Source organism: Aeromonas sp. FDAARGOS 1407 (assembly GCF_019048725.1).
GTDB classification, from domain to species: domain Bacteria; phylum Pseudomonadota; class Gammaproteobacteria; order Enterobacterales; family Aeromonadaceae; genus Aeromonas; species Aeromonas enteropelogenes.
In genome coordinates, this window is sequence record NZ_CP077399.1 from 3,709,117 (window position 1) to 3,728,946 (window position 19,830).

Consider the following 19,830-nt stretch of genomic DNA (forward strand, 5'->3'; position numbering starts at 1 on the left):
CAAGTATGAAAATCGTGAGCATTATCCAGGGTGTCGGCACCCAGTTACGCAGTCTGGCCATGGTCTTCTCCCATGCCTGGCGGCCCCGTGAAACCCTGAACTACCCGGAGCAGGCGGTTTACGCCCCGCCCCGCTATCGCGGCCGCATCGTGCTGACCCGCGACCCCGACGGCGACGAGCGCTGCGTGGCGTGCAACCTGTGCGCCGTGGCCTGCCCGGTCGGCTGCATCTCGCTGCAAAAATCCGAGCGGGAAGATGGTCGCTGGTATCCGGAGTTCTTTCGCATCAACTTCTCCCGCTGCATCTTCTGCGGCCTGTGCGAGGAGGCCTGCCCCACCACCGCCATTCAGCTGACGCCGGATTTCGAGATGGGGGAGTATCGCCGCCAGGATCTGGTGTACGAGAAGGAAGATCTGCTGATCAGCGGCCCCGGCAAATACCCGGACTACAACTTCTATCGCATGAGCGGGATGGCCATCAACGGCAAGCCGAAAGGGGATGCCGAGAGCGAGGCCAAACCCATCGACGTCAAGAGCCTGCTGCCCTGAGGAGTCAATCATGGAACTGGCATTCTATGCCTCGGCCCTGGTGGCCATTTACAGCACGCTGCGGGTGATCAGCACCAGCAATCCCATGCATGCGCTGCTCAATCTCATCATCTCCCTCATCGCCGTGGCCATGATCTTCTTCTGCCTGGGTGCCGCCTTCGCCGGTGCCCTGCAGGTGATCGTCTACGCCGGCGCCATCATGGTGCTGTTCGTGTTCGTAGTGATGATGCTGAACCTGGGGTCGGCCCAGGCCCAGGAGAAGAAGTGGCTCACCCCCATGACCTGGGGCGGTCCGGCCCTGCTCTCCCTCATCCTGCTCGGCTTTCTGGCCTACGGCATCCTCGGGGTGACCGGCGGCCAGCTGGGCATCGGCGAGGTCACCGCCAAGGAGGTGGGCGTGGCCCTGTTCGGCCCCTATGTACTGGCGGTGGAGCTCGCCTCCATCCTGCTGCTGGCGGGCCTGGTAACCGCCTATCACCTGGGGCGCGAGGACAAGAGCGGTGAGGTGCTCTCGGTGCCCCGCACCCAATCTCAGGAAGGAGGTCAGCAATGAACGGTATCCCCATGGAGCACGGCCTGCTGCTGGCGGCGGTGATCTTCTGCATCGGTCTGTGCGGCCTGCTGATCCGCCGCAACCTGCTCTACATCTTGATGAGCATCGAGATCATGATGAATGCCTCGGCACTGGCATTCGTGGTGGCCGGTAGCCGCTGGGTCCAGGCCGATGGCCAGATCATGTACATACTGGTGATTTCTCTGGCGGCAGCGGAGGCCAGTATCGGCCTCGCCCTGTTACTGCTGCTCTATCGTCGTTACCACACTCTCAACGTGGACACTGTGAGCGAGATGCGCGGATGAGCCTCCTATACCTGACCTTTCTGTTTCCGCTGCTGGGGTGGTTGCTGCTGGCCTTCTCCCTCGGCCGTTTTGGCGAGCGCACCTCGGCCCTGATCGGGGTGGGCTCCATTGGCCTGTCGGCCCTCACCACCCTCTGGGTGGCCATGGATTTTCTGGCCAATCCGCCCGCGGGGGGCGTCTACCTCCAGACCCTGTGGCAGTGGATGGCGGTGGGCAACTTCACGCCGACGTTCCGCCTGGCTCTCGATGGCCTGTCGCTCACCATGCTGGGAGTGGTGACCGGGGTGGGCTTTTTCATCCACCTGTTCGCCTCCTGGTACATGCGCGGGGAAGAGGGCTATTCGCGCTTCTTCACCTACACCAACCTCTTTATCGCCAGCATGCTGTTCCTGGTGCTGGCCGATGATCTGCTGTTTGTCTATCTGGGCTGGGAAGGGGTAGGGCTGTGCAGCTACCTGCTGATCGGCTTCTACTACCAGGATCGCAACAACGGGGCCGCCGCCCTCAAGGCGTTCGTGGTGACCCGGGTCGGTGACGTCTTCCTCGCCATCGGCCTCTTCCTCCTCTATCGGGAGATGGGCACCCTCAACATCCACGAGCTGCTGGTACGCGCCCCCCTGATGTTTGCCGAGGGCTCCCCTGCCCTGTCGCTGGCCTGCCTGATGCTGCTGGGTGGCGCCGTCGGCAAATCCGCCCAGTTGCCGCTGCAGACCTGGTTGGCGGACGCCATGGCGGGCCCGACTCCGGTCTCGGCGCTGATCCACGCGGCCACCATGGTGACGGCGGGGGTCTACCTGATCGCCCGCACCCACGGCCTGTTTCTGCTGGCTCCGGAGATCCTCCATCTGGTGGGCGTGGTCGGCGCCATTACCCTGGTGCTGGCCGGGTTCGCCGCGCTGGTGCAGACCGACATCAAGCGGATTCTGGCCTACTCCACCATGAGCCAGATTGGCTACATGTTCCTCGCCCTCGGGGTCGGTGCCTGGGAGGGGGCCATCTTCCACCTGATGACCCACGCCTTCTTCAAGGCTCTGTTGTTCCTCTCCGCCGGGGCCGTCATAGTGGCGTGTCATCACCAGCAGAACATCTTCAAGATGGGGGGGCTCAGAAAAAGCCTGCCGCTGGTCTATGCCTGCTTCCTGGTGGGAGGCTCGGCGCTCGCCGCGCTGCCGCTGGTCACCGCCGGTTTCTACAGTAAAGACGCCATCCTGTGGCAGGTGCAGGCATCCGGTCAGAGCGCCCTGCTGTGGGCCGGTCTCGCGGGGGCCTTCCTTACCTCTCTTTATACTTTCCGCCTCATCTTTATCGCCTTTCACGGTGAGGCGAAAACCGAGGCCCATCCCGGCCATGGTCTGGCCCACCATCTGCCGCTGCTGGTGCTGCTGGTGCTCTCCACCGGCATCGGGGCGCTGATCACCCCGCCGCTGGCCGGAGTGCTGCCGGCCGGGCCCGGCGATGGCATCGAAGAGGGGCGCCATGCCCTCGAGATCCTCTCCGCCATTATCGCCGTCGCGGGAATTGCACTGGCGGCCTTTCTGTTCCTCGGCGAGCGCCGCCTGGCCACGGCAGTGGCCAACAGCGCGCCTGGCCGCCTGCTCAGCACGCTCTGGTTCAACGCCTGGGGCTTTGACTGGCTCTATGACCAGCTGTGGGTCAAACCCTATCTGCTGGCGACCCGGTTGCTGGCCCGCGATCCTCTGGATCGCCTGATGAACCTGCCAGCCTGGCTGGCCCTGCGCGGCAACCGGCTGCTCGCCTGGAGCGTCAGCGGCAAGCTGCGCTGGTATGCGGCCTCCATGGTGATCGGCGCCGCACTGGTGCTGGCCCTGTTGCTGCTGGGGTGAATCATGACCAAACCGATGCCCGTACAGCCAGCCTGCTTGCCCTCCCCGATGGAACGGGGGACGCAACCTCATATGAACTTGAACGAGAGCTGATACCGTGACCTTACTCTGGATCTTGTTAATTCCCTTTATCGGCGGCGTGATCTGCTGGCAGATGGAGCGCCTCGGCGAGCAGTTCGTCCGCTGGGTGGCCTTGCTCTCCATGGGTGCCAGCCTGCTGCTCGCCTGCGCCATCTGGCTCGGAGGGGATTTCTCCCTCGCCACCACGGCGCTCGACAGCGGCACCACTCTCGCCCCCGCCTGGGCCGCCGAGTGGCGCCTGCCCTGGATCCCCCGCTTCGGCATCTCGCTGCACCTGGCGGTGGATGGCTTGTCGCTGCTGATGGTGATCCTCACCTGCTTCATCGGGGTGCTGGCCATCCTCTGCTCCTGGAAGGAGATAGTGCAGCGCATCGGCTTCTTTCACCTCAACCTGCTCTGGATCCTGGGGGGCGTGCTCGGGGTCTTCATGGCGCTGGATCTGTTCCTCTTCTTCTTCTTCTGGGAGATGATGCTGGTCCCCATGTACTTCCTGATCGCGCTCTGGGGTCACTCGGTCACCGACGGCAAGTCGCGGATCAACGCCGCCACCAAGTTCTTCATCTACACCCAGGCGAGCGGCCTCATCATGCTGGTGGCCATCATAGGACTGGTACTGACACACCAGCACGCCACCGGCGTCTTCACTTTCAACTATCTGGAGCTGCTCAATACCCCGATGAGCAAGAGCGTCCAGTGGCTGTTGATGCTGGGCTTTTTCATCGCCTTCGCGGTCAAGATGCCGCTGGTACCGCTGCACGGCTGGTTGCCGGATGCCCACAGCCAGGCGCCGACCGCGGGTTCCGTGGATCTCGCGGGGATCCTGCTCAAAACCGCCGCCTACGGCCTGCTGCGCTTCGCCCTGCCCCTGTTCCCCGAGGCCTCGGCCGAGTTTGCCCCCTACGCCATGGTGCTGGGCCTAGTCGGCATCCTCTACGGCGCCGTGGTGGCATTCGCCCAGACCGACATCAAGCGGCTGGTGGCCTACACCAGCATCTCCCACATGGGCTTTGTGATGATCGCCATCTATTCCGGCAGCGAGCTGGCCCTGCAGGGGGCCGTGGTACAGATGATCGCCCACGGCCTCTCCGCCGCCGGCCTCTTCATTCTGTGCGGTCAGCTCTACGAGCGGCTGCACACCCGGGATCTGCGCCAGATGGGCGGTCTGTGGGGACGGCTGCGCTACCTGCCCGGCGTCATGCTGTTCTTCTCGGTGGCCTCGCTCGGCATGCCGGGCACCGGCAACTTTGTCGGCGAGTTCCTCATTCTCATCGGCAGCTTCCAGGTCGCCCCCGTCATCACCGCCGTGGCCACCTTCGGCCTGGTGCTGGCTTCGGTCTACTCCCTCATCATGCTGCAGCGCGCCTGCTTCGGCCCTGCCAGGAACGAGGGCGTGCTCAAGGGGCTCGATAGCCGTGAGCTGACCATGATGCTCACCATCGCAGGCCTCCTGGTACTGCTTGGCCTCTATCCCCAACCCGTGCTCGATACCGCCAGCAGCAGCCTTATCAACGTGCTGCACTGGTATCTGCTGCCGACCGCAGGAGCCCTGCAATGACGTTCACCGCTTCCCAACTGCTGGCCCTGCTGCCCCTGCTGCTGACCACAGGTGCCATGGCGGCCCTGATGCTGGCCATCGCCTGGCGCCGCTGCATCACCACCGCCTATACGGTCACCATCGTCGGCCTCAACCTGGCGCTTTTTTCGCTACCCATCGTGATGGCGCAGGGAGATCAGGGGGTCACCCCGCTGCTGCAGGTAGACAGCTACGCCGTCTTCTACATGGGGCTGGTGCTGGTCGGCGCCCTTGCCACCTGCACCTTCGGCCAATCCTGGCTGAAAGCCTACCCGGACAACCGGGAGGAGTTCTTCCTGCTGCTGCTCATCGCCACCGCCGGTGGCCTGGTGCTGGCCTGCTCCCGCCATCTGGCATCGCTCTTCATCGGGATCGAGATGCTGACCCTGCCGATGTTCGGGCTGGTGGGCTATGCCTATCGCGAGCGCCATTCGCTGGAGGCCAGCATCAAGTACATGGTGCTCTCCGCCGCTGCCACCGCCTTCCTGCTGTTCGGCATGGCGCTGCTCTACGCCCAGGCAGGCAGCCTGAGTTTCAGCGATCTCGGCCTGACTCTGGCCCAGAGCCCGGCGCACCATCCCCTGCTGATGGGAGGCCTTGGCCTGATGCTGGTGGGCTTTGCGTTCAAGCTCTCCCTGGCCCCCTTCCACCTCTGGACGCCGGATGTCTATGAAGGGGCGCCGGCCCCGGTGGCCACCTTCCTGGCCACCGTGAGCAAGGTGGCGGTGTTTGCCGTGCTGCTGCGCTTCTACCTGGCGGTGCCGGCAGCGGCCGACCCCATGATCCACTGGCTGCTGGCGGCCATGGCGGTCATCTCCATCCTCATCGGCAACCTGCTGGCGCTGGTGCAGACCAACCTCAAACGGATGCTGGGTTACTCCTCCATCTCCCACTTCGGCTATCTGCTGGCGGTGATCGTCGCGAGCCGTTTCGGCCAGATGCCGGTGGAGGCCGCCGGCGTCTATCTGCTGATGTATCTGTTCACCAGCCTGGGGGCCTTCGGGGTGGTGAGCATGATGTCGAGCCCCTATCGCGGCAAGGATGCGGACTCCCTGCACAGCTATCGCGGCCTGTTCTGGCATCGCCCCTACCTGACCGCGGTGCTGACCGTGATGATGCTGTCGCTCGCGGGCATCCCCATGACCCTCGGCTTCATCGGCAAGTTCTACCTCATCGGCGTCACGGTGGAGGCCCGGCTCTGGTGGCTCTCCGGCGCCATAGTGCTCGGCAGCGCCCTGGGGCTTTTTTACTACCTCAAGGTGATGGTGACCCTCTATCTGCGCGAACCCGGCATGCAGCAGCGCGATGCCAGCGCCGACTGGGCGCTCTCCTCCGGCGGCGTGGTGGTCTTGCTCTCCGCCGTCCTGGTACTGCTGCTGGGGCTCTATCCCCAGCCAGTCATCAGCCTGGTGCAGGGCTTTCAGCAGGTAGTGTTACAGTAATTCTTTTCCCTCAAACCGGCAGCCCGGGCTGCCGGTTTTCTCTTCCCGCAACGTGTCCCGCTTCGCACGACCTTGCTTGTTTATGCCAGGCAACTGCCCTGCCGCTTTCTTATTCCTGTCATTTTTTCTACTGATATTAATGAGATAGATATCACCTGCCGGTTCTGCTATTGATATGGTTATAAGTGTCTGGAATGGAGTTCAGATGATGAAGCAACAGTATGTTGATCAATTCAGCCCGACAGCACTGACCGCGCTACTGGCCTCCTATCAGGGAACGACGCTCACCCTCTTGCTGGCCGAACAGGATCGGGAGCAGGTCCCTCTCCTGCAGGCGCAATGCAATCGCTTCAGCATTACCCTGGATGGCGCCATCTTTCCCCAGCTGCTCGGCCGGCCGGGCTTGCTCTCCCGGGGCGCATGGCTGCTGCCCCGCCCACAGCCTTATCACTGCGCTCTGGTTCCCCTTGCTCCCCGGGCCGATGCCGAACAGATAGCCCAAGGGATAGCAGAGGCGGTGGAAGCCATGCTGGCCACCTGGTCCGCCGCCACGCCGCCAACCCTGTTTCTCACCTTCGATTGCATGATCCCCAACATCGCCTCGGCCCTGGAGGCGCTCTACCTGCGTCTCGCCAACCGAGTCAACTATGCGGGGGTCAATGCCGGCAGTGGCCAGTTTCAATCCATCCCCTGCCTGTTTGACAACCACAACCAGATCGCAGGCGGGGTCACCTGCGCCCTGCTGCCCTGTGACAGCTTTCCCTTTCTCGAGCATGGTTACCAGCTTTCGGCCCAGCCCATGCTGGCCACCAGCAGCGAAAACAACAAGGTGGCCTTCATCGACTGGCAACCTGCCTTTGGCAAGTACCAAAGCCTCATCGAACAGCATTTTCAGCACACCCTGCAGCCTGAAGAGCTCTATCAGTTTGCCGTGCACATACCCCTTGGCCTGCTCAGGGCCAATGACGATGTGATCGTCAGGATCCCGGTGGGGGTAACGCAGGAGGGGGCACTGCTTTGCACTGGCGAGGTACCGGATCACAGCATACTGACCCTGCTAAGAGCACCAGAGAGTACGAGCGAACATGCTACCGCACTGGCCACTCGCCTCGCCCGTCAGCAAAATCTGACACCGGTGCACCTGCTGGAGGTCTACTACTGCGCGGGAAGGCAGCTTCACTTCGGGGAGCAGAGCGCCGCTGAGCTGGCGACCCTGCTAAGCGCCTCGGGGGCTGGCGAGCTGGCCGGAGCCCTCTCCCTTGGCGAGATTGGCAACGTGCGCCGCGGGGATTATCCCCAGTTCCATAACGGCGCCATTCTGTGCAACGGGGTGCGGCTATGAACAAGGATCATGCCATGGCCATCGTCTGCGATCTGGCGCTCTGCATCGGTCGCGAAGTGACGCTGGATGCCCTGCTCACCAAGGTGCTGCAGCGCTTCATGTACCACTGTGGTACCCCGGTCGGCATGGTGCTGGAGCATGATGAGGCGGGTTACCGGCTGCTCAAGGTGATCGGCGATGATGCCCTTAACCGGCAGTGCGGCAGTTCCTTGCCGCTGCCCTCATGGCTAGACGAGGGAGACGAATGCATCCTGCCGCATCCGCTCCCGCTGCCTGGCCGGCGCGTTTACCATCATGTTTATCGCCTCAAGGTGGAGGGGGGATATCTCATCCTGCTGCTCTCGTTGCAGCAAGAACCCGCCCACGCCATCTGCCAGCTGTTCAACCCCGTGCTCGGCAACCTGGCGCGCGCCATCCAGCTGTGCAAGGACAGCGAACAGCTCGCCCTGCGCCAGCAGGCCGAGCTGCAGGATCTTCAGCACTTCAATCAATCCCTGCTCAAGGCGATCCCCATCCCGGTCTTCTATCAGGATGTCGAAGGGCACTTTCTTGGCTGCAACCCGGCCTTCAGCCAGCTGAGCGGCATCAGCAAGAGCGACCTGCTGGGTCAGCGGGCCGAGGATCTGCTGCCCAAAAACCTGACCAGAGCCTACCTCGCCAAGGATGCCGAGCTGCTGCGAAACCGCCAGCCCCAGCGCATCGAGCTGAAGTTGCCCAATGTTCACGGCCGCTACTATGAAATGATCTGCTTCAAGGATCTCTTCTATGACCATCAGGGGGCGATCGCGGGCATGATAGGAGCCCTGGTGGACATCACCCTTCTCAAGGAGAGCGAACAACACCAGCGCGACCTGCTGTTTCAGACCATTTCCGCCCTCTCCAGCGCCATCACCCACAAGGAGCGCAACAGTGCGGGGCACGAGCTCAGGGTGCACGACCTGGCGCTGGCCATCGGCCAGGCAATGCAGCTTTCACAGGACAGGCTCGACGGACTGGGACTTGCGGCCATGGTGCACAACATCGGCCTGCTGCAGATACCGAGCGAGCTTATCACCCGTCCCCGTGAACTCAGACCCGTGGAGTTCGCCCTCATCAAGCAGCATCCCCAGGCCGGGTACGAGATCCTCAAGCAGATCGATTTTCCCTGGCCGATCGCCACCATAGTGTTGCAGCATCACGAGAATCTGGACGGCAGCGGCTACCCCAACGGGCTCACGGAGAGCGCCATCTGCCTCGAGGCCAGGATCATCCGGGTAGCCGACTCCCTGATGGCCATGACGGCCCATCGCCCGTTTCGGCGCGCCATGCCACTGAGTGATGCCTTTGCCGAGCTCACCCGTTATGCCGGTATCCATTACGACGAGAGCGTGGTCAATGTCTGCCTCTCGCTCTGGCAATCCGGCTATGGCTTCACCCCACAGATGGACAAGGCAGGATAGTATGAGCGACATCCTGATCCCCACGCCGGCCTTGGCCGCACTGCAGGCCCCGGGTTCCGTCAAGCTGCTGATCCAGTTGATGGATCAGCTGCCATACCGGATCCTGCTCAAGGATATCCATTTCACCTATCTGGTCTGCAACCGCCTGCTGGCCAGCGATCTCGGCCTGCCGGTCGAGCAGCTCATTGGCAAGCACGACGAGGACTTCTTCCCGCCGGAGCTGGTGCAGCGCTATCGGGAGAATGACATCCGGGTCATGACCCAGCAGGTCAATCATCACGCCGAAGAGCCCTACCTCAAGGGCGGCGAGTCCCGCTGGCTCAGTACCACCAAGTTTCCCCTCTACGATGACGAGGGAACCGTGGTCGGCGTCGGGGTTTTCTTTGAAGACATTACCGAGCAAAAAGAGCAGCAACTGAAGCTGCAGCAGCTCAGCTGGACCCAGCAGGCCATCAGCCGTGCCCACCACGCCCTGCTCAAGCCGGGAGATACGCATCTGTTGCTGCAGGATCTCTGCGACGCCATCACCTTCGATGGCCGCTTCCCGCTGGTGGCCGTGTTGCAAGCCTCGCCGACCCCGGGTCAGCCCCCTCTCGTGCTGGCCCGTGCCGGTTATGCCGAAACACTGGAACAATCGCTCTGGCTGCAGGATAAGCCTCTGGAGCTGGCAATCCGTGAGCAGCGGCGCCTCAACCAGCGCCTGCCCGACAACGAGCCCGCCCTCCTGCGTGCTCGCCTGCTGGTACCGCTGATCTTGCAACAGGATTTGGCCGGCGCCCTGGTCATCCACAGTGATCAGGCCAGGCTTTTTAGCCGGGAAGAAGAGGAGCTCTTCATCCAGCTGACCGGCTATCTCGCCTATGGTCTGCAGGCCCGCCATACCCAGCAGGCTTACCAGAGCTCCCAGCAGGAGAAGATATTGCACGCCCGCCAGCTGGAGCTGGCACTGGAAGATGCCCTGGGCGCCATCGCTGCCGTGCTGGAGCAGCGGGATCCCTACACCGCCGGCCACCAGAAACATGTGGCCAAGCTGGCCCACGCCATCGGCCGGGAGCTGAAGCTGGAAGAGAAGCAGCTGCGCGGCATCTATCTGGGGGCCATGGTGCACGACATCGGCAAGATCCAGGTCCCCGCCGAGATCCTCACCAAACCGGGCCGCCTCACCCAGCTTGAGTTCGAGCTGGTCAAGGAACACCCGGCGATCGGCTATCAGGTGCTCAAGGACATCGCCTTTCCCTGGCCCATCGCCCGGATGATCCACCAGCACCACGAGTACCTCGACGGTTCCGGCTACCCGCAGGGGCTCAAGGGCAACGAGATCCTGCTGGAGGCACGCATCCTCACGGTCGCCGACATAGTGGAGTCCATGTCCTCGGATCGCCCCTATCGCGCCTCTCTCGGCATCCCCCAGGCCAGAGAGCAGATTATCCAGATGCGCGGCACCCAGCTCGATGCCGAGGTGGTCGATGCCTGTTTGCGGATCCTGGATCGCGGCGACTTCGTCCCCTTGCAACTGGGCAACCCCGCCATTGCAAACGGATAAAAAAAGGCCGCTCGATGAGCGGCCTTTTTGATGGTCAATTCAGGGATCAGCTGTCGCGGCGTTTGCCACCGAACTTGCGCTTGTCAAAGCCGCCTTCACGACGGTCTTTGTTGAACGGGCGGTCACCCTGCGGGCGGCGATCCTTGTTGAAAGGACGGTCGCCACGGAACGGACGATCACCGCGCGGCGGGCGGCCACCGGTGTTGCCGCCGGCAGGCACTTCGGTGTAGCGGGTGATCTGCAGCGGACGCTGGCAGACACGGGCCTTCTTGATCACTTCCAGCACCTCGGCGCTCATGCCCTTGGGCAGATCGACGGTGGAGAAGTCATCGGCGATATCGATGTTGCCGATGAAACGGCTCTCGATGTTCGCTTCGTTGGCGATGGCACCGACGATCTGGCCCGGCTTGACGCCGTGGTGGGCACCCACGTCAACGCGATAGCGCTCCATCTCCACGTCCGGGTTGTCTTTGAGCGGACGCGGCTCGAGAGACGGCATGCGACGGGCAGGACGATCGCCACGGTCGTGGAAATCGCGGCCACCGAAGTCACGGCCACCGTCACGACGGTCGAAACCACCGCGATCGTTGTTGCTGAACAGCGGATCCGGCACGGATTCATCCAGCAGCAGCGGCTGATCACCCTGTACCAGCTTGGCCAGGGCCGCAGCCAGCTCCAGCGGATCGGCAGAATCTTCTTCGATCAGCTCGTTCACCAGGTTGTGATAGATCTCGAGCTCTTCACCCATCATGGTTTCGCGGATGCGCTCCTTGAACTTGGCCAGACGGTGCTGGTTGATGTCCTCGGTGCTCGGCATCTTCATCGGCTCAATGGCCTGACGGGTAGCGTGCTCGATGGCGCGCAGCATGCGGCGCTCGCGCGGAGCCACGAACAGGATGGCCTCGCCCTTACGACCGGCACGACCGGTACGGCCGATACGGTGTACGTAGGATTCGGTGTCGTACGGAATGTCGTAGTTCACCACGTGGGTGATGCGCTCGACGTCCAGACCGCGGGCGACCACGTCGGTGGCGATCAGGATGTCCAGCTGGCCCTGGCGCAGCTTGTCGACGGTACGCTCACGCAGCTTCTGCGGGATGTCGCCGTGCAGGGCTTCACAGGCGTGGCCGCGGGCGGCCAGCTTGCTCGCCAGCTCTTCGGCGGCATTCTTGGTACGCACGAACACCAGCAGGGCTTCGTAGGACTCGACTTCCAGCAGACGGGTCATGGCGTCCAGCTTGTGCAGACCGGTCACCTGCCAGTAGCGCTGGCGGATGGTGGTCGCGGTGGCAGTCTTGGACGCTATCTTGATCTCTTTGGGCTGCTTCAGGTGCTTCTGGGCCACACGACGGATCTGCTCCGGCATGGTGGCAGAGAAGAGGGCAACCTGACGACCGGCCGGGCACTGATCCATGATCCAGTCCACGTCGTCGATAAAGCCCATGCGCAGCATTTCATCGGCTTCGTCCAGCACCAGGGCTTTCAGGCCGGAGAGGTCCAGGTTCTTGCGACGGATCAGATCCATTACGCGGCCCGGGGTACCCACGACAACCTGGGCACCGCGACGCAGGGCGCGAGTCTGGGTTTCGTAAGAGGAACCACCGTAGATGGGCAGCACATGGAAGTCCGGCATGTGGTGAGCGTAGCGTTGGCACGCTTCGGCTACCTGCAGGGCCAGTTCACGAGTCGGCGCCAGCACCAGGATCTGGGTGTTGCGGTTACCGGCTTCCAGACGTGACAACAGAGGCAAGGCAAAAGCAGCGGTCTTCCCTGTACCGGTTTGTGCCTGCCCCAGCAGATCGTGCCCAGCCATCAGGTGGGGAATTGCTGCGGCCTGGATGGGAGACGGGCGCTCGTAGCCCACGTCCTGCAGCGCTTTCAATACGGGCGCGGCCAGTCCAAGCTCACTAAAAAGGGGCAGTTGTTCGGTATCAGACATAGATTCTTCCAGATTAAGGCAGGCGGCTAACACCGCGGAATAGCAAAAAGGCGGCGATTATAGCGCCACTTTGTTCTGCTGTCTTGAAAAATGTGATAAGCCTCTCAAGACGTTGGCAATTATAGAGGGAACTGACGAGTATGGCTTGCTTATTTTGCACTCATGGTGCGTTATTGCAGATCACGCTTCGCCGGAGTCCTTGCTCCGCTTGTGCTTGAGCACCGCCATGGTGAGCCGGCTGGTGCACAGCAAACGTCCCCGTTCATCCCGAATTTCAATCTGCCACACCTGGGTGGTCGCCCCCAGATGCAGCGGCGAGCAGCGTCCCGTCACCACCCCTTCCCGCTTGGCGCGCAGATGGTTGGCGTTCACCTCCAGTCCCACGCAATAGCTGTCTGGCCCCACCGCCATATTGGCAGCAAGGGATCCCAGCGTCTCCGCCAGCACTACGGAGGCGCCGCCGTGCAGCATGCCAAGGGGCTGATGGGTGCGGTGATCCACCGGCATGGTGGCCTCCAGCCAGTCAGGACCAAAGGCGGTGTAGACGATATCGAGGTGGGCCATCAGGGTATTGCGGGAGGTGGCATTGAGCCCCTCTAGGCTCATGGATTTACGCCAGATGGGGGTCGTCTCTTGACTCATGAGAACAGGACTCCTTGTGATTCATTGCAGCGAAGAAAAGCGCCCCGGACCAAACGATCCGGGGCAACAAAACAGAAAAAGCGCCTCGCTCACCAGGGATAGGTGACACCGGGCCACTCGGACAAGGGTATCTCCCGCCCCGGCAGGCGGGGATGCTGCCAGCGCCACACCTGCGCCAACCAGTCGCGCAGCTCGGCCTCCAGCTCGGCATCGCTCAGGGGCGCCTCGGCCACTTTCCAGAAGAAGAGCTCCACCTCCACCTCCGGCAGCACCGAGGGATAGAGGTAGACCCCGCCCCAGAACTCGGGCTCCCGGTCCGGGCTCCACAGGCCATAGGCAAAGGAGCGCTTGGCCAGAAACTCCGACTGTTGCCACTCCAGGTCACCTTCGTGCTGGCTCAGGCTGAAGTTGGCCGAGGGCCAGGCATCATTTGGCCGAAACAGCTGATGGAGCTGCTCCCGCTCGCGCAAGATGGCGACGAACTCCACCGCCGCCTGACCCAGGGTCGCGGGCAGCAGCAGGAACCGGAGCGTCCGGTAGGCTTTGGGGACCCGAAACCGTTTGGGAAAACGCAGCATCAGAGCAGTTCCAGCAAAGCCTGCAGCGGATGCCTGAGCTTATCGCCCTCCATCCGCTTGACCTGGCTGCGGCACGAATAACCGGTGGCAAGGCAGCGCCCTTGCGGCAGACGCGCCAACGGCTCGGCCCAGCTCAAGGCGTAGATGCCTTTGGAGTTCTCCACCTGTCTGGCATCATGGCCATAGGTGCCGGCCATGCCGCAGCAGCCCACCGAGACCGGTTGCAGGGTAGCGCCAAAGCGCTTGAACAGAGTACTCCAGTCACCGTGGGTGGAGGGCTTGGCGGTCTTCTCGGTGCAGTGGGCGAACAGATACCAGGGCTCGGCGTTACTCCCCTCACCCGCATTCCCACTGCCAGCAGGCAGCTTGTCAGCCGGCAACGAGAGCAGCCACTCCTGGGGCAGCATCACCTGAAACTCGCCACGTGCCGGCCCCAGGGCTTTGGCATACTCGTCGCGATAGCAGAGCACCATGGCCGGATCCACCCCCACCATGGGAATGCCGAGGGCCGCCACCTTGTTGAGGAACTGGGCGCTGCTTGCCGCGGTACGGGCAAAGCCGCGCAGGAACCCCTTGACGTGCTGGGGCTTGCCGTTGGGCTTGAAGGGCAGCAGATAGGGCTGGTAGCCGAGCTTGCCGGCGAGCTTGACCAGATCCCGCACCAGGGGGGCTTCGTAATAGCTGGTGAAGGGATCCTGCACGATGAGCACCACCTTCTGGCGCTGCTCGGCACTCATGGCTTCGAGGCCGGGCAAGTCGAAATAACGGGCCCGGTTGTCCCGCAGCTCGTCGGCCAGGGTCGGCACGCTCACCAGCGGCACGTCCACCATGCCGATGCTCTTCTCGGTCGCCTTCTGAACCCACTCCTTTTCCAGGAAGAAGTTGACCAGCTTGGGCGCCCTGGCAAGCCAGGGGGTGTAGCTCTCGACCGTACCGATGACATAGTCCTTGGGACTGCGCAAATATCGTCCATGGTAAAGCTGCATAAAGCGGGAGCGGAAGGTGGGCACATCCACCTTGATGGGGCACTGGCTGGTGCACGCCTTGCACGCCAGGCACCCCTCCATCGCCTCCATCACCTCGTGGGAGAAGTCGTACTCCCCCCTGTATTTGCCCCAGCTGTTGCGCACCTTGTCCACCAGCTGCTTGAAGCGCACGCCGCCCGATTGCAGCGCTACCTCTTCGGCCAGCGGATCGAACCCCTGCTCCGCCAGCTGACGCAGCCATTCGCGCATCAGGCCGGCCCGCCCCTTGGGGGAGTGGCGCCGGTCGCGGCTGATCTTGACCGAGGGGCACATGGGGGAATCGGTCTCGAAGGTGAAGCAGAGGCCATTGCCGTTGCAATCGAGGGCCCGGGTGTAGCTTTCCCGCACCGCCACCGGGATCTGGCGGTCGAACTTGCCGCGCTTGGGCCCGTCCACCGACACCAGCTCGGCGCCGCTGCCATAAGGCATGCAGATCTTGCCCGGGTTGATGCGGTTCTGGGGATCGAAGGCCCCCTTGACCCGCTGCAGCTCCTCCCACAGCTCGCCAAAGAAGGCGGGGCTGTATTCGGAACGAAAACCCTTGCCATGCTCCCCCCACATCAGGCCGCCATATTTGGCGGTGAGCGCCACCACCTGATCCGAGATACGCCGCAGCAATACCTCCTGCTCGGGATCGCACAAGTCCAGCGCCGGACGCACATGCAAGACACCCGCATCCACGTGGCCGAACATGCCGTAGTCGAGGCCATGGGCATCGAGCAGGGCGCGAAACTCCATGATGAAATCGGCCAGGGATTCCGGCGGCACGGCGGTGTCTTCGGTGAAGGCCACCGGCTTCTTGCGCCCCTCGGCGTTACCGAGCAGCCCCACCGATTTTTTGCGCATGGCATAGATGGTCTCGATGCTCGGCAGGTGATCGCACACCTGATAGCCGATGATCCCCGCCTCCCCTTGGGCCAGCAGATCGTCGATGCGGCGGCACAGCTCGGCCACCTTGGCCTTGTGTTCGGCCTCGTCGGTATCGGCGAACTCGACGATGTTGAGCCCCTGCAGATCCTTGCCGGGCACATCCTGAATAAGTTCCTTCACCGAATGCCAGATGATGTCGGCCCGGGCCAGCCCCAGCACCCGGGAGTCCACCGTCTCCACCGACAGGGCCTGCGCCTGCACCATAAAGGGGGCATTTCTGAGCGCAGAGGGGAAACTGTCGTACTTGACGTTGACGAGCGTCCGATAGCGCGGAATGGGGGTGATGTTGAGTTTGGCCTCGGTGATGAAGCCAAGAGAGCCTTCAGAGCCGCACAGCACCCGGCTGATGTCCAGGGTGTCGCTCTCCGGCTGATAGAGGTGCTTGAGATCGTAACCGGTCAAAAAGCGGTTGAGCTTGGGGAAGGTGGCCTCAATGTCGGCGCGCCGTTCGCGGCCGATGCGATAGAGGGTGCGATAGATATCCCCCTCGCGATTCTCAAGGGCCAGCTTGACTTCAAGACGCGAGCCATTGACCGGCTCGGTGGCCATGATGTCACCATTCTCCAGCACGGCTTTGAGACCCAACACGTGATCCGAAGTCTTGCCGTAGACGAGCGACCCCTGCCCCGAGGCATCGGTGTTGACCATGCCGCCCAAGGTGGCGCGGTTGGAAGTGGAGAGATCCGGCGAGAAGAAGTAGCCGTGGGGTTTGAGATAGGCGTTGAGCTGATCCTTTACCACCCCGGCCTGGGCCCGTACCCACCCCTCTTCCAGATTAATTTCCATGATCTGGTTCATATGGCGCGAGAGATCGACGATAATGCCGCCGCCCAACGACTGGCCATTGGTGCCGGTGCCGCCGCCGCGAGGGAAGAAACTCAGGGTGGCAAACTCCGGTGCACCGGCCAGCTTGAGCATCGCCGCTATGTCATCCGCACTGCGCGGATAGAGAACCGCTTGAGGTACGACCTGATAGACGCTGTTGTCCGTCGCCATCGCCAGCCGGCTTGCATAAGACTTTTCGATATCGCCACGGAATGCGCTGCGCCCCAATGAGTCAAGGAACTGCAGGGTTGTGGCTGACAAACTGTCCTGGTAATCGAGTCTCGGGATCATGAATCCTTGTTCCCTTCATTTGCTTGATGCCGGAACTCCGGCGACAACGACTGGCCCACTGCCTCTCTGGGCACTCCGGACCAGTCCGCTCACATGTGAGCGGGCAGTATATCAGCTCAAAAATCCCTTGCGCGGGCAAAATATTCACCATTTGAAAGGAGGATTGTTATGGCTCACCACAGCCATGTTATCAGTACGCTGGTCACTACAGAGAAACAGGCCCTGACCCTGTCGCTGTTCGGCTGCATCTCGTTTGCGCTGTTCGGCATCGGTTACGGCCTCTTCGTCGGCTCCAACGCCATCATGCTCGATGGCATCTTCACCCTGTTCAGTATGGGGATGACGGGCCTGGGACTCGTCACTGCCTATCTCGTTACCCGCCCCTCCGATGAGCGCTTCCAGTACGGCTATGCCCACTTCGAGCCCATCACCAACGTCATCAACGGCGTCATCATTCTGCTGCTTTGTCTCGGGGCCCTCTACAGCGGCATCACCACCCTGCTTGAGGGAGGACGGGAAATCGATCTCGGCCACGCCCTCATCTATGCCGCCGTCTCCACCTTCTTCTGCGCCATCATCTACCTCATTGAGGCCGACGTGGCCGAGCGGGTCGACTCCGAGCTGGTGCGGGTGGACTCCAAGGAGTGGCTGGTGGATACCCTGCTAAGCGCCACCCTGCTCATCGGCTTCGTGGTGGCCATCGGCCTCGATGCCATCGGCTACGGCCACTACAACCGCTACATAGACCCGGTACTGGTCTCTCTGCTGGCCCTGTGTGCCACCCTCATCCCCATCAAGGTGCTCGGTCGCAACCTGCGGGAAGTATTGAAAATCGCCCCAAGGGGGGATGTCTCACAGCGCGTCGCCCGGGAGGTGGACGCCTTGCGCCAGCGCTATGGCGTCGAGTGCTACAGCCACCTGGCGAAAAGCGGCCGCCGTTTCGATCTCGAACTCAACATTCTGGTGGCGCCGGATCAGGAGTGGCCCGTCGAGCGTCAGGATGCCCTGCGCCAGGAGCTCTGGTCCCGCCTCGGCGATACCCTGGGGGACGCCTGGCTGTCGGTCTGTTTCACCCGCGAGAAGCGCTGGTTGTAACCGCCGCCTGGGGGAGGCGGCCCGTCGCCTCCCCCGTGTCATCACATCTTCATGCACTCCCTCTTGCCAAAACGGCGCCAGCCGTTATCATCAGGGCTCACTTTTAACCCGAGGTTTTATTGCCCATCATGGACAATCCCCGAAGTCGTCCTTCGTTTACTCCCGTCAAACTCTCTCTTTACCTGCTTCATCCGCGCCTCTGAATAACGTCATTGCCTTGCTGTCACCACGGCCCCACTTGCCGTGTCCACCGTTCGTGCTGTCTGTTTTTTATTGAGGTCATAACATGGAATTTCTGCTGGATCCCCACATCTGGATCGGTCTCTTTACCCTGATCGTTCTGGAAATCGTGCTGGGGATAGACAACCTGGTCTTCATCGCCATCCTGGTGAAAAAACTGCCCCCCGCCCAGCGGGACAAGGCCCGCGTCATCGGCCTGTCGCTGGCGCTGATGATGCGTCTGGGACTCTTGAGCGTCATGTCCTGGCTGGTCACCCTGACCACCCCCATCCTGCATATCTGGGATCACCCCTTCTCCGGTCGGGATCTGATCCTGATGGGGGGCGGCCTGTTCTTGCTGTTCAAGGCCACCTCCGAGCTCCATGAACGGCTGGAGGCCAAGCCCCAGGAGGATGGTCCGGTCGGCGCCTACGCCAGCTTCGGCGTAGTGATCGCCCAGATCCTGGTGCTGGATGCTGTCTTCTCCCTGGACTCCATCATCACCGCCGTCGGCATGGTGGACGAGCTGTGGGTGATGATGGCCGCCGTGACCATCGCCATGGTGGTGATGGTGCTCGCTTCCAAACCGCTGACCCGCTTCGTCAACGCCCACCCGACCGTGGTGGTGCTCTGCCTGAGCTTCCTGCTGATGATCGGCTTCAGCCTGGTGGCGGAAGGGTTCGGATTCCACATTCCGAAGGGCTACCTCTATGCAGCCATCGGCTTCTCTGTGCTGATCGAGTTCTTCAACCAGCTGGCCCAGCGCAGCGCCCGTCGCCACGAGGCCAAACTGCCCCTGCGCGAGCGCACTACTGCCGCCATCTTCAAGTTGATGGGCAGCAAGGCCTATCAGGAGACGCCGGATGACGACGAGGATGCCTCCCCCGCAGCGCCGGTGAGCTTTGGCGAGGAGGAGCGCTACATGGTGACCGGTGTGCTGTCCCTGGCCGAGCGCTCCATCCGCACCGTCATGACCCCGCGCTCGGACGTTGCTTGGATCGACATCAACGACTCGGCGGACGATATCCGTGCCCAGCTGCAACAGGAGCCCCACAGCCTGTTCCCCCTCTGTGACGGGGATCTGGACGAAGTGATCGGGGTGGTGAAGGCGCGAGATCTGCTGTTTGCCCTCAACGAAGGGCAGCACCTGAGCGAGCTGGCCAAACAGAACGACCCCATTATCGTGCCCCAGACCATCAACGTGATCCGTCTGCTGGCGGAGCTGCGCCAGGCGCGCGGCAGCCTCATTCTGGTGGCCGACGAGTTTGGCATCATCCAGGGTCTGGTCACCACCCACGATCTGCTGGAGGCCATCGTTGGCGAACTGCCGGACGAAGACGAAACCCCGGACATGGTGCGCGATGGCGAGGGCTGGCTCATCAACGGCAGCACCAACATCCACCATGTGGAGCAGGTGCTGGAACACGAAGGGCTGGTGAGCGAGAGCGACGAATACGTAACTCTCGCGGGCATGTTGCTCTCCCACTTCGGCACCCTGCCGGCCCCGGGCCAGCAGGTGCAGTTGCAGCAACTCTGCTTCGAGGTACTCGAGGTGAGCGAGCGTCGCATCGAGCGGGTACGGGTGACGCCTGCGGCAATCTGATCTTCATACTGTC

At 62.5% G+C, this 19,830-nt stretch carries 15 protein-coding genes; 11 read left to right on the forward strand and 4 right to left on the reverse strand.

From position 1 onward, the window contains the following. Window positions 1-5 precede the first annotated feature (5 nt). The 9 genes from nuoI to I6L37_RS17450 all read left to right on the forward strand — a co-directional run bounded on the left by nuoI (window position 6) and on the right by I6L37_RS17450 (window position 10,670). On the forward strand, window positions 6-548 hold the full coding sequence (nuoI, locus tag I6L37_RS17410; protein ID WP_216992519.1) for an NADH-quinone oxidoreductase subunit NuoI: 543 nt from the start codon (window positions 6-8) through the stop codon (window positions 546-548). A gap of 10 nt (window positions 549-558) precedes the next feature. After that, window positions 559-1,101, forward strand: a complete 543-nt coding sequence (gene nuoJ / locus I6L37_RS17415) for an NADH-quinone oxidoreductase subunit J (protein WP_216992520.1) — start codon at window positions 559-561, stop codon at window positions 1,099-1,101. Then, window positions 1,098-1,406, forward strand: a complete 309-nt coding sequence (gene nuoK / locus I6L37_RS17420; RefSeq protein ID WP_216992521.1) for an NADH-quinone oxidoreductase subunit NuoK — start codon at window positions 1,098-1,100, stop codon at window positions 1,404-1,406. Before nuoJ ends, nuoK begins: the two co-directional genes overlap by 4 nt. After that, window positions 1,403-3,250, forward strand: coding sequence for an NADH-quinone oxidoreductase subunit L (gene nuoL / locus I6L37_RS17425; protein WP_216992522.1), 1,848 nt, complete (start codon window positions 1,403-1,405; stop codon window positions 3,248-3,250). The genes nuoK and nuoL overlap by 4 nt, the downstream gene beginning before the upstream one ends. Before the next feature lie 97 nt (window positions 3,251-3,347). After that, entirely contained in the window at window positions 3,348-4,886 is a 1,539-nt protein-coding gene (nuoM, locus tag I6L37_RS17430) for an NADH-quinone oxidoreductase subunit M (protein WP_216992523.1), read from the forward strand. After that, a complete protein-coding gene (gene nuoN / locus I6L37_RS17435) occupies window positions 4,883-6,346 on the forward strand; it encodes an NADH-quinone oxidoreductase subunit NuoN (RefSeq protein ID WP_216992524.1) in 1,464 nt (487 codons plus the stop codon). Before nuoM ends, nuoN begins: the two co-directional genes overlap by 4 nt. A 208-nt stretch (window positions 6,347-6,554) precedes the next feature. Then, on the forward strand, window positions 6,555-7,688 hold the full coding sequence (locus I6L37_RS17440; protein ID WP_216994195.1) for an FIST signal transduction protein: 1,134 nt from the start codon (window positions 6,555-6,557) through the stop codon (window positions 7,686-7,688). Continuing rightward, complete coding sequence (locus I6L37_RS17445; RefSeq protein WP_216992525.1) at window positions 7,685-9,127, forward strand: HD-GYP domain-containing protein; 1,443 nt, start codon at window positions 7,685-7,687, stop codon at window positions 9,125-9,127. Before I6L37_RS17440 ends, I6L37_RS17445 begins: the two co-directional genes overlap by 4 nt. A gap of 1 nt (window position 9,128) precedes the next feature. Continuing rightward, entirely contained in the window at window positions 9,129-10,670 is a 1,542-nt protein-coding gene (locus I6L37_RS17450) for an HD domain-containing phosphohydrolase (RefSeq protein WP_216992526.1), read from the forward strand. Window positions 10,671-10,716: 46 nt separating this feature from the next. On the opposite strand, the gene I6L37_RS17455 is transcribed toward I6L37_RS17450, so the two are convergent. The 4 genes from I6L37_RS17455 to I6L37_RS17470 all read right to left on the reverse strand — a co-directional run bounded on the left by I6L37_RS17455 (window position 10,717) and on the right by I6L37_RS17470 (window position 16,900). Further along, window positions 10,717-12,609 carry a DEAD/DEAH box helicase gene (locus tag I6L37_RS17455; protein ID WP_216992527.1) on the reverse strand — a complete coding sequence of 631 codons (1,893 nt, stop codon included), beginning with the start codon at window positions 12,607-12,609 and terminating at the stop codon, window positions 10,717-10,719. 180 nt (window positions 12,610-12,789) lie between these two features. After that, window positions 12,790-13,251 carry a hotdog fold thioesterase gene (locus tag I6L37_RS17460; protein WP_042026542.1) on the reverse strand — a complete coding sequence of 154 codons (462 nt, stop codon included), beginning with the start codon at window positions 13,249-13,251 and terminating at the stop codon, window positions 12,790-12,792. 89 nt (window positions 13,252-13,340) lie between these two features. Beyond that, window positions 13,341-13,829: a hypothetical protein gene (locus I6L37_RS17465; protein ID WP_216992528.1), complete on the reverse strand. Its 489-nt coding sequence runs from the start codon at window positions 13,827-13,829 to the stop codon at window positions 13,341-13,343. Next, entirely contained in the window at window positions 13,829-16,900 is a 3,072-nt protein-coding gene (locus tag I6L37_RS17470) for an FAD-binding and (Fe-S)-binding domain-containing protein (protein ID WP_216992529.1), read from the reverse strand. The genes I6L37_RS17465 and I6L37_RS17470 overlap by 1 nt, the downstream gene beginning before the upstream one ends. Before the next feature lie 168 nt (window positions 16,901-17,068). Here I6L37_RS17470 and I6L37_RS17475 point away from each other — a divergent pair, with 168 nt between their 5' ends. After that, entirely contained in the window at window positions 17,069-17,995 is a 927-nt protein-coding gene (locus tag I6L37_RS17475; RefSeq protein ID WP_026456425.1) for a cation diffusion facilitator family transporter, read from the forward strand. A gap of 286 nt (window positions 17,996-18,281) precedes the next feature. Beyond that, the gene (locus I6L37_RS17480) at window positions 18,282-19,817 is read left to right on the forward strand and encodes a TerC family protein (RefSeq protein ID WP_216992530.1); all 1,536 of its coding nucleotides are present in this window, start codon (window positions 18,282-18,284) and stop codon (window positions 19,815-19,817) included. Window positions 19,818-19,830 lie beyond the last annotated feature (13 nt).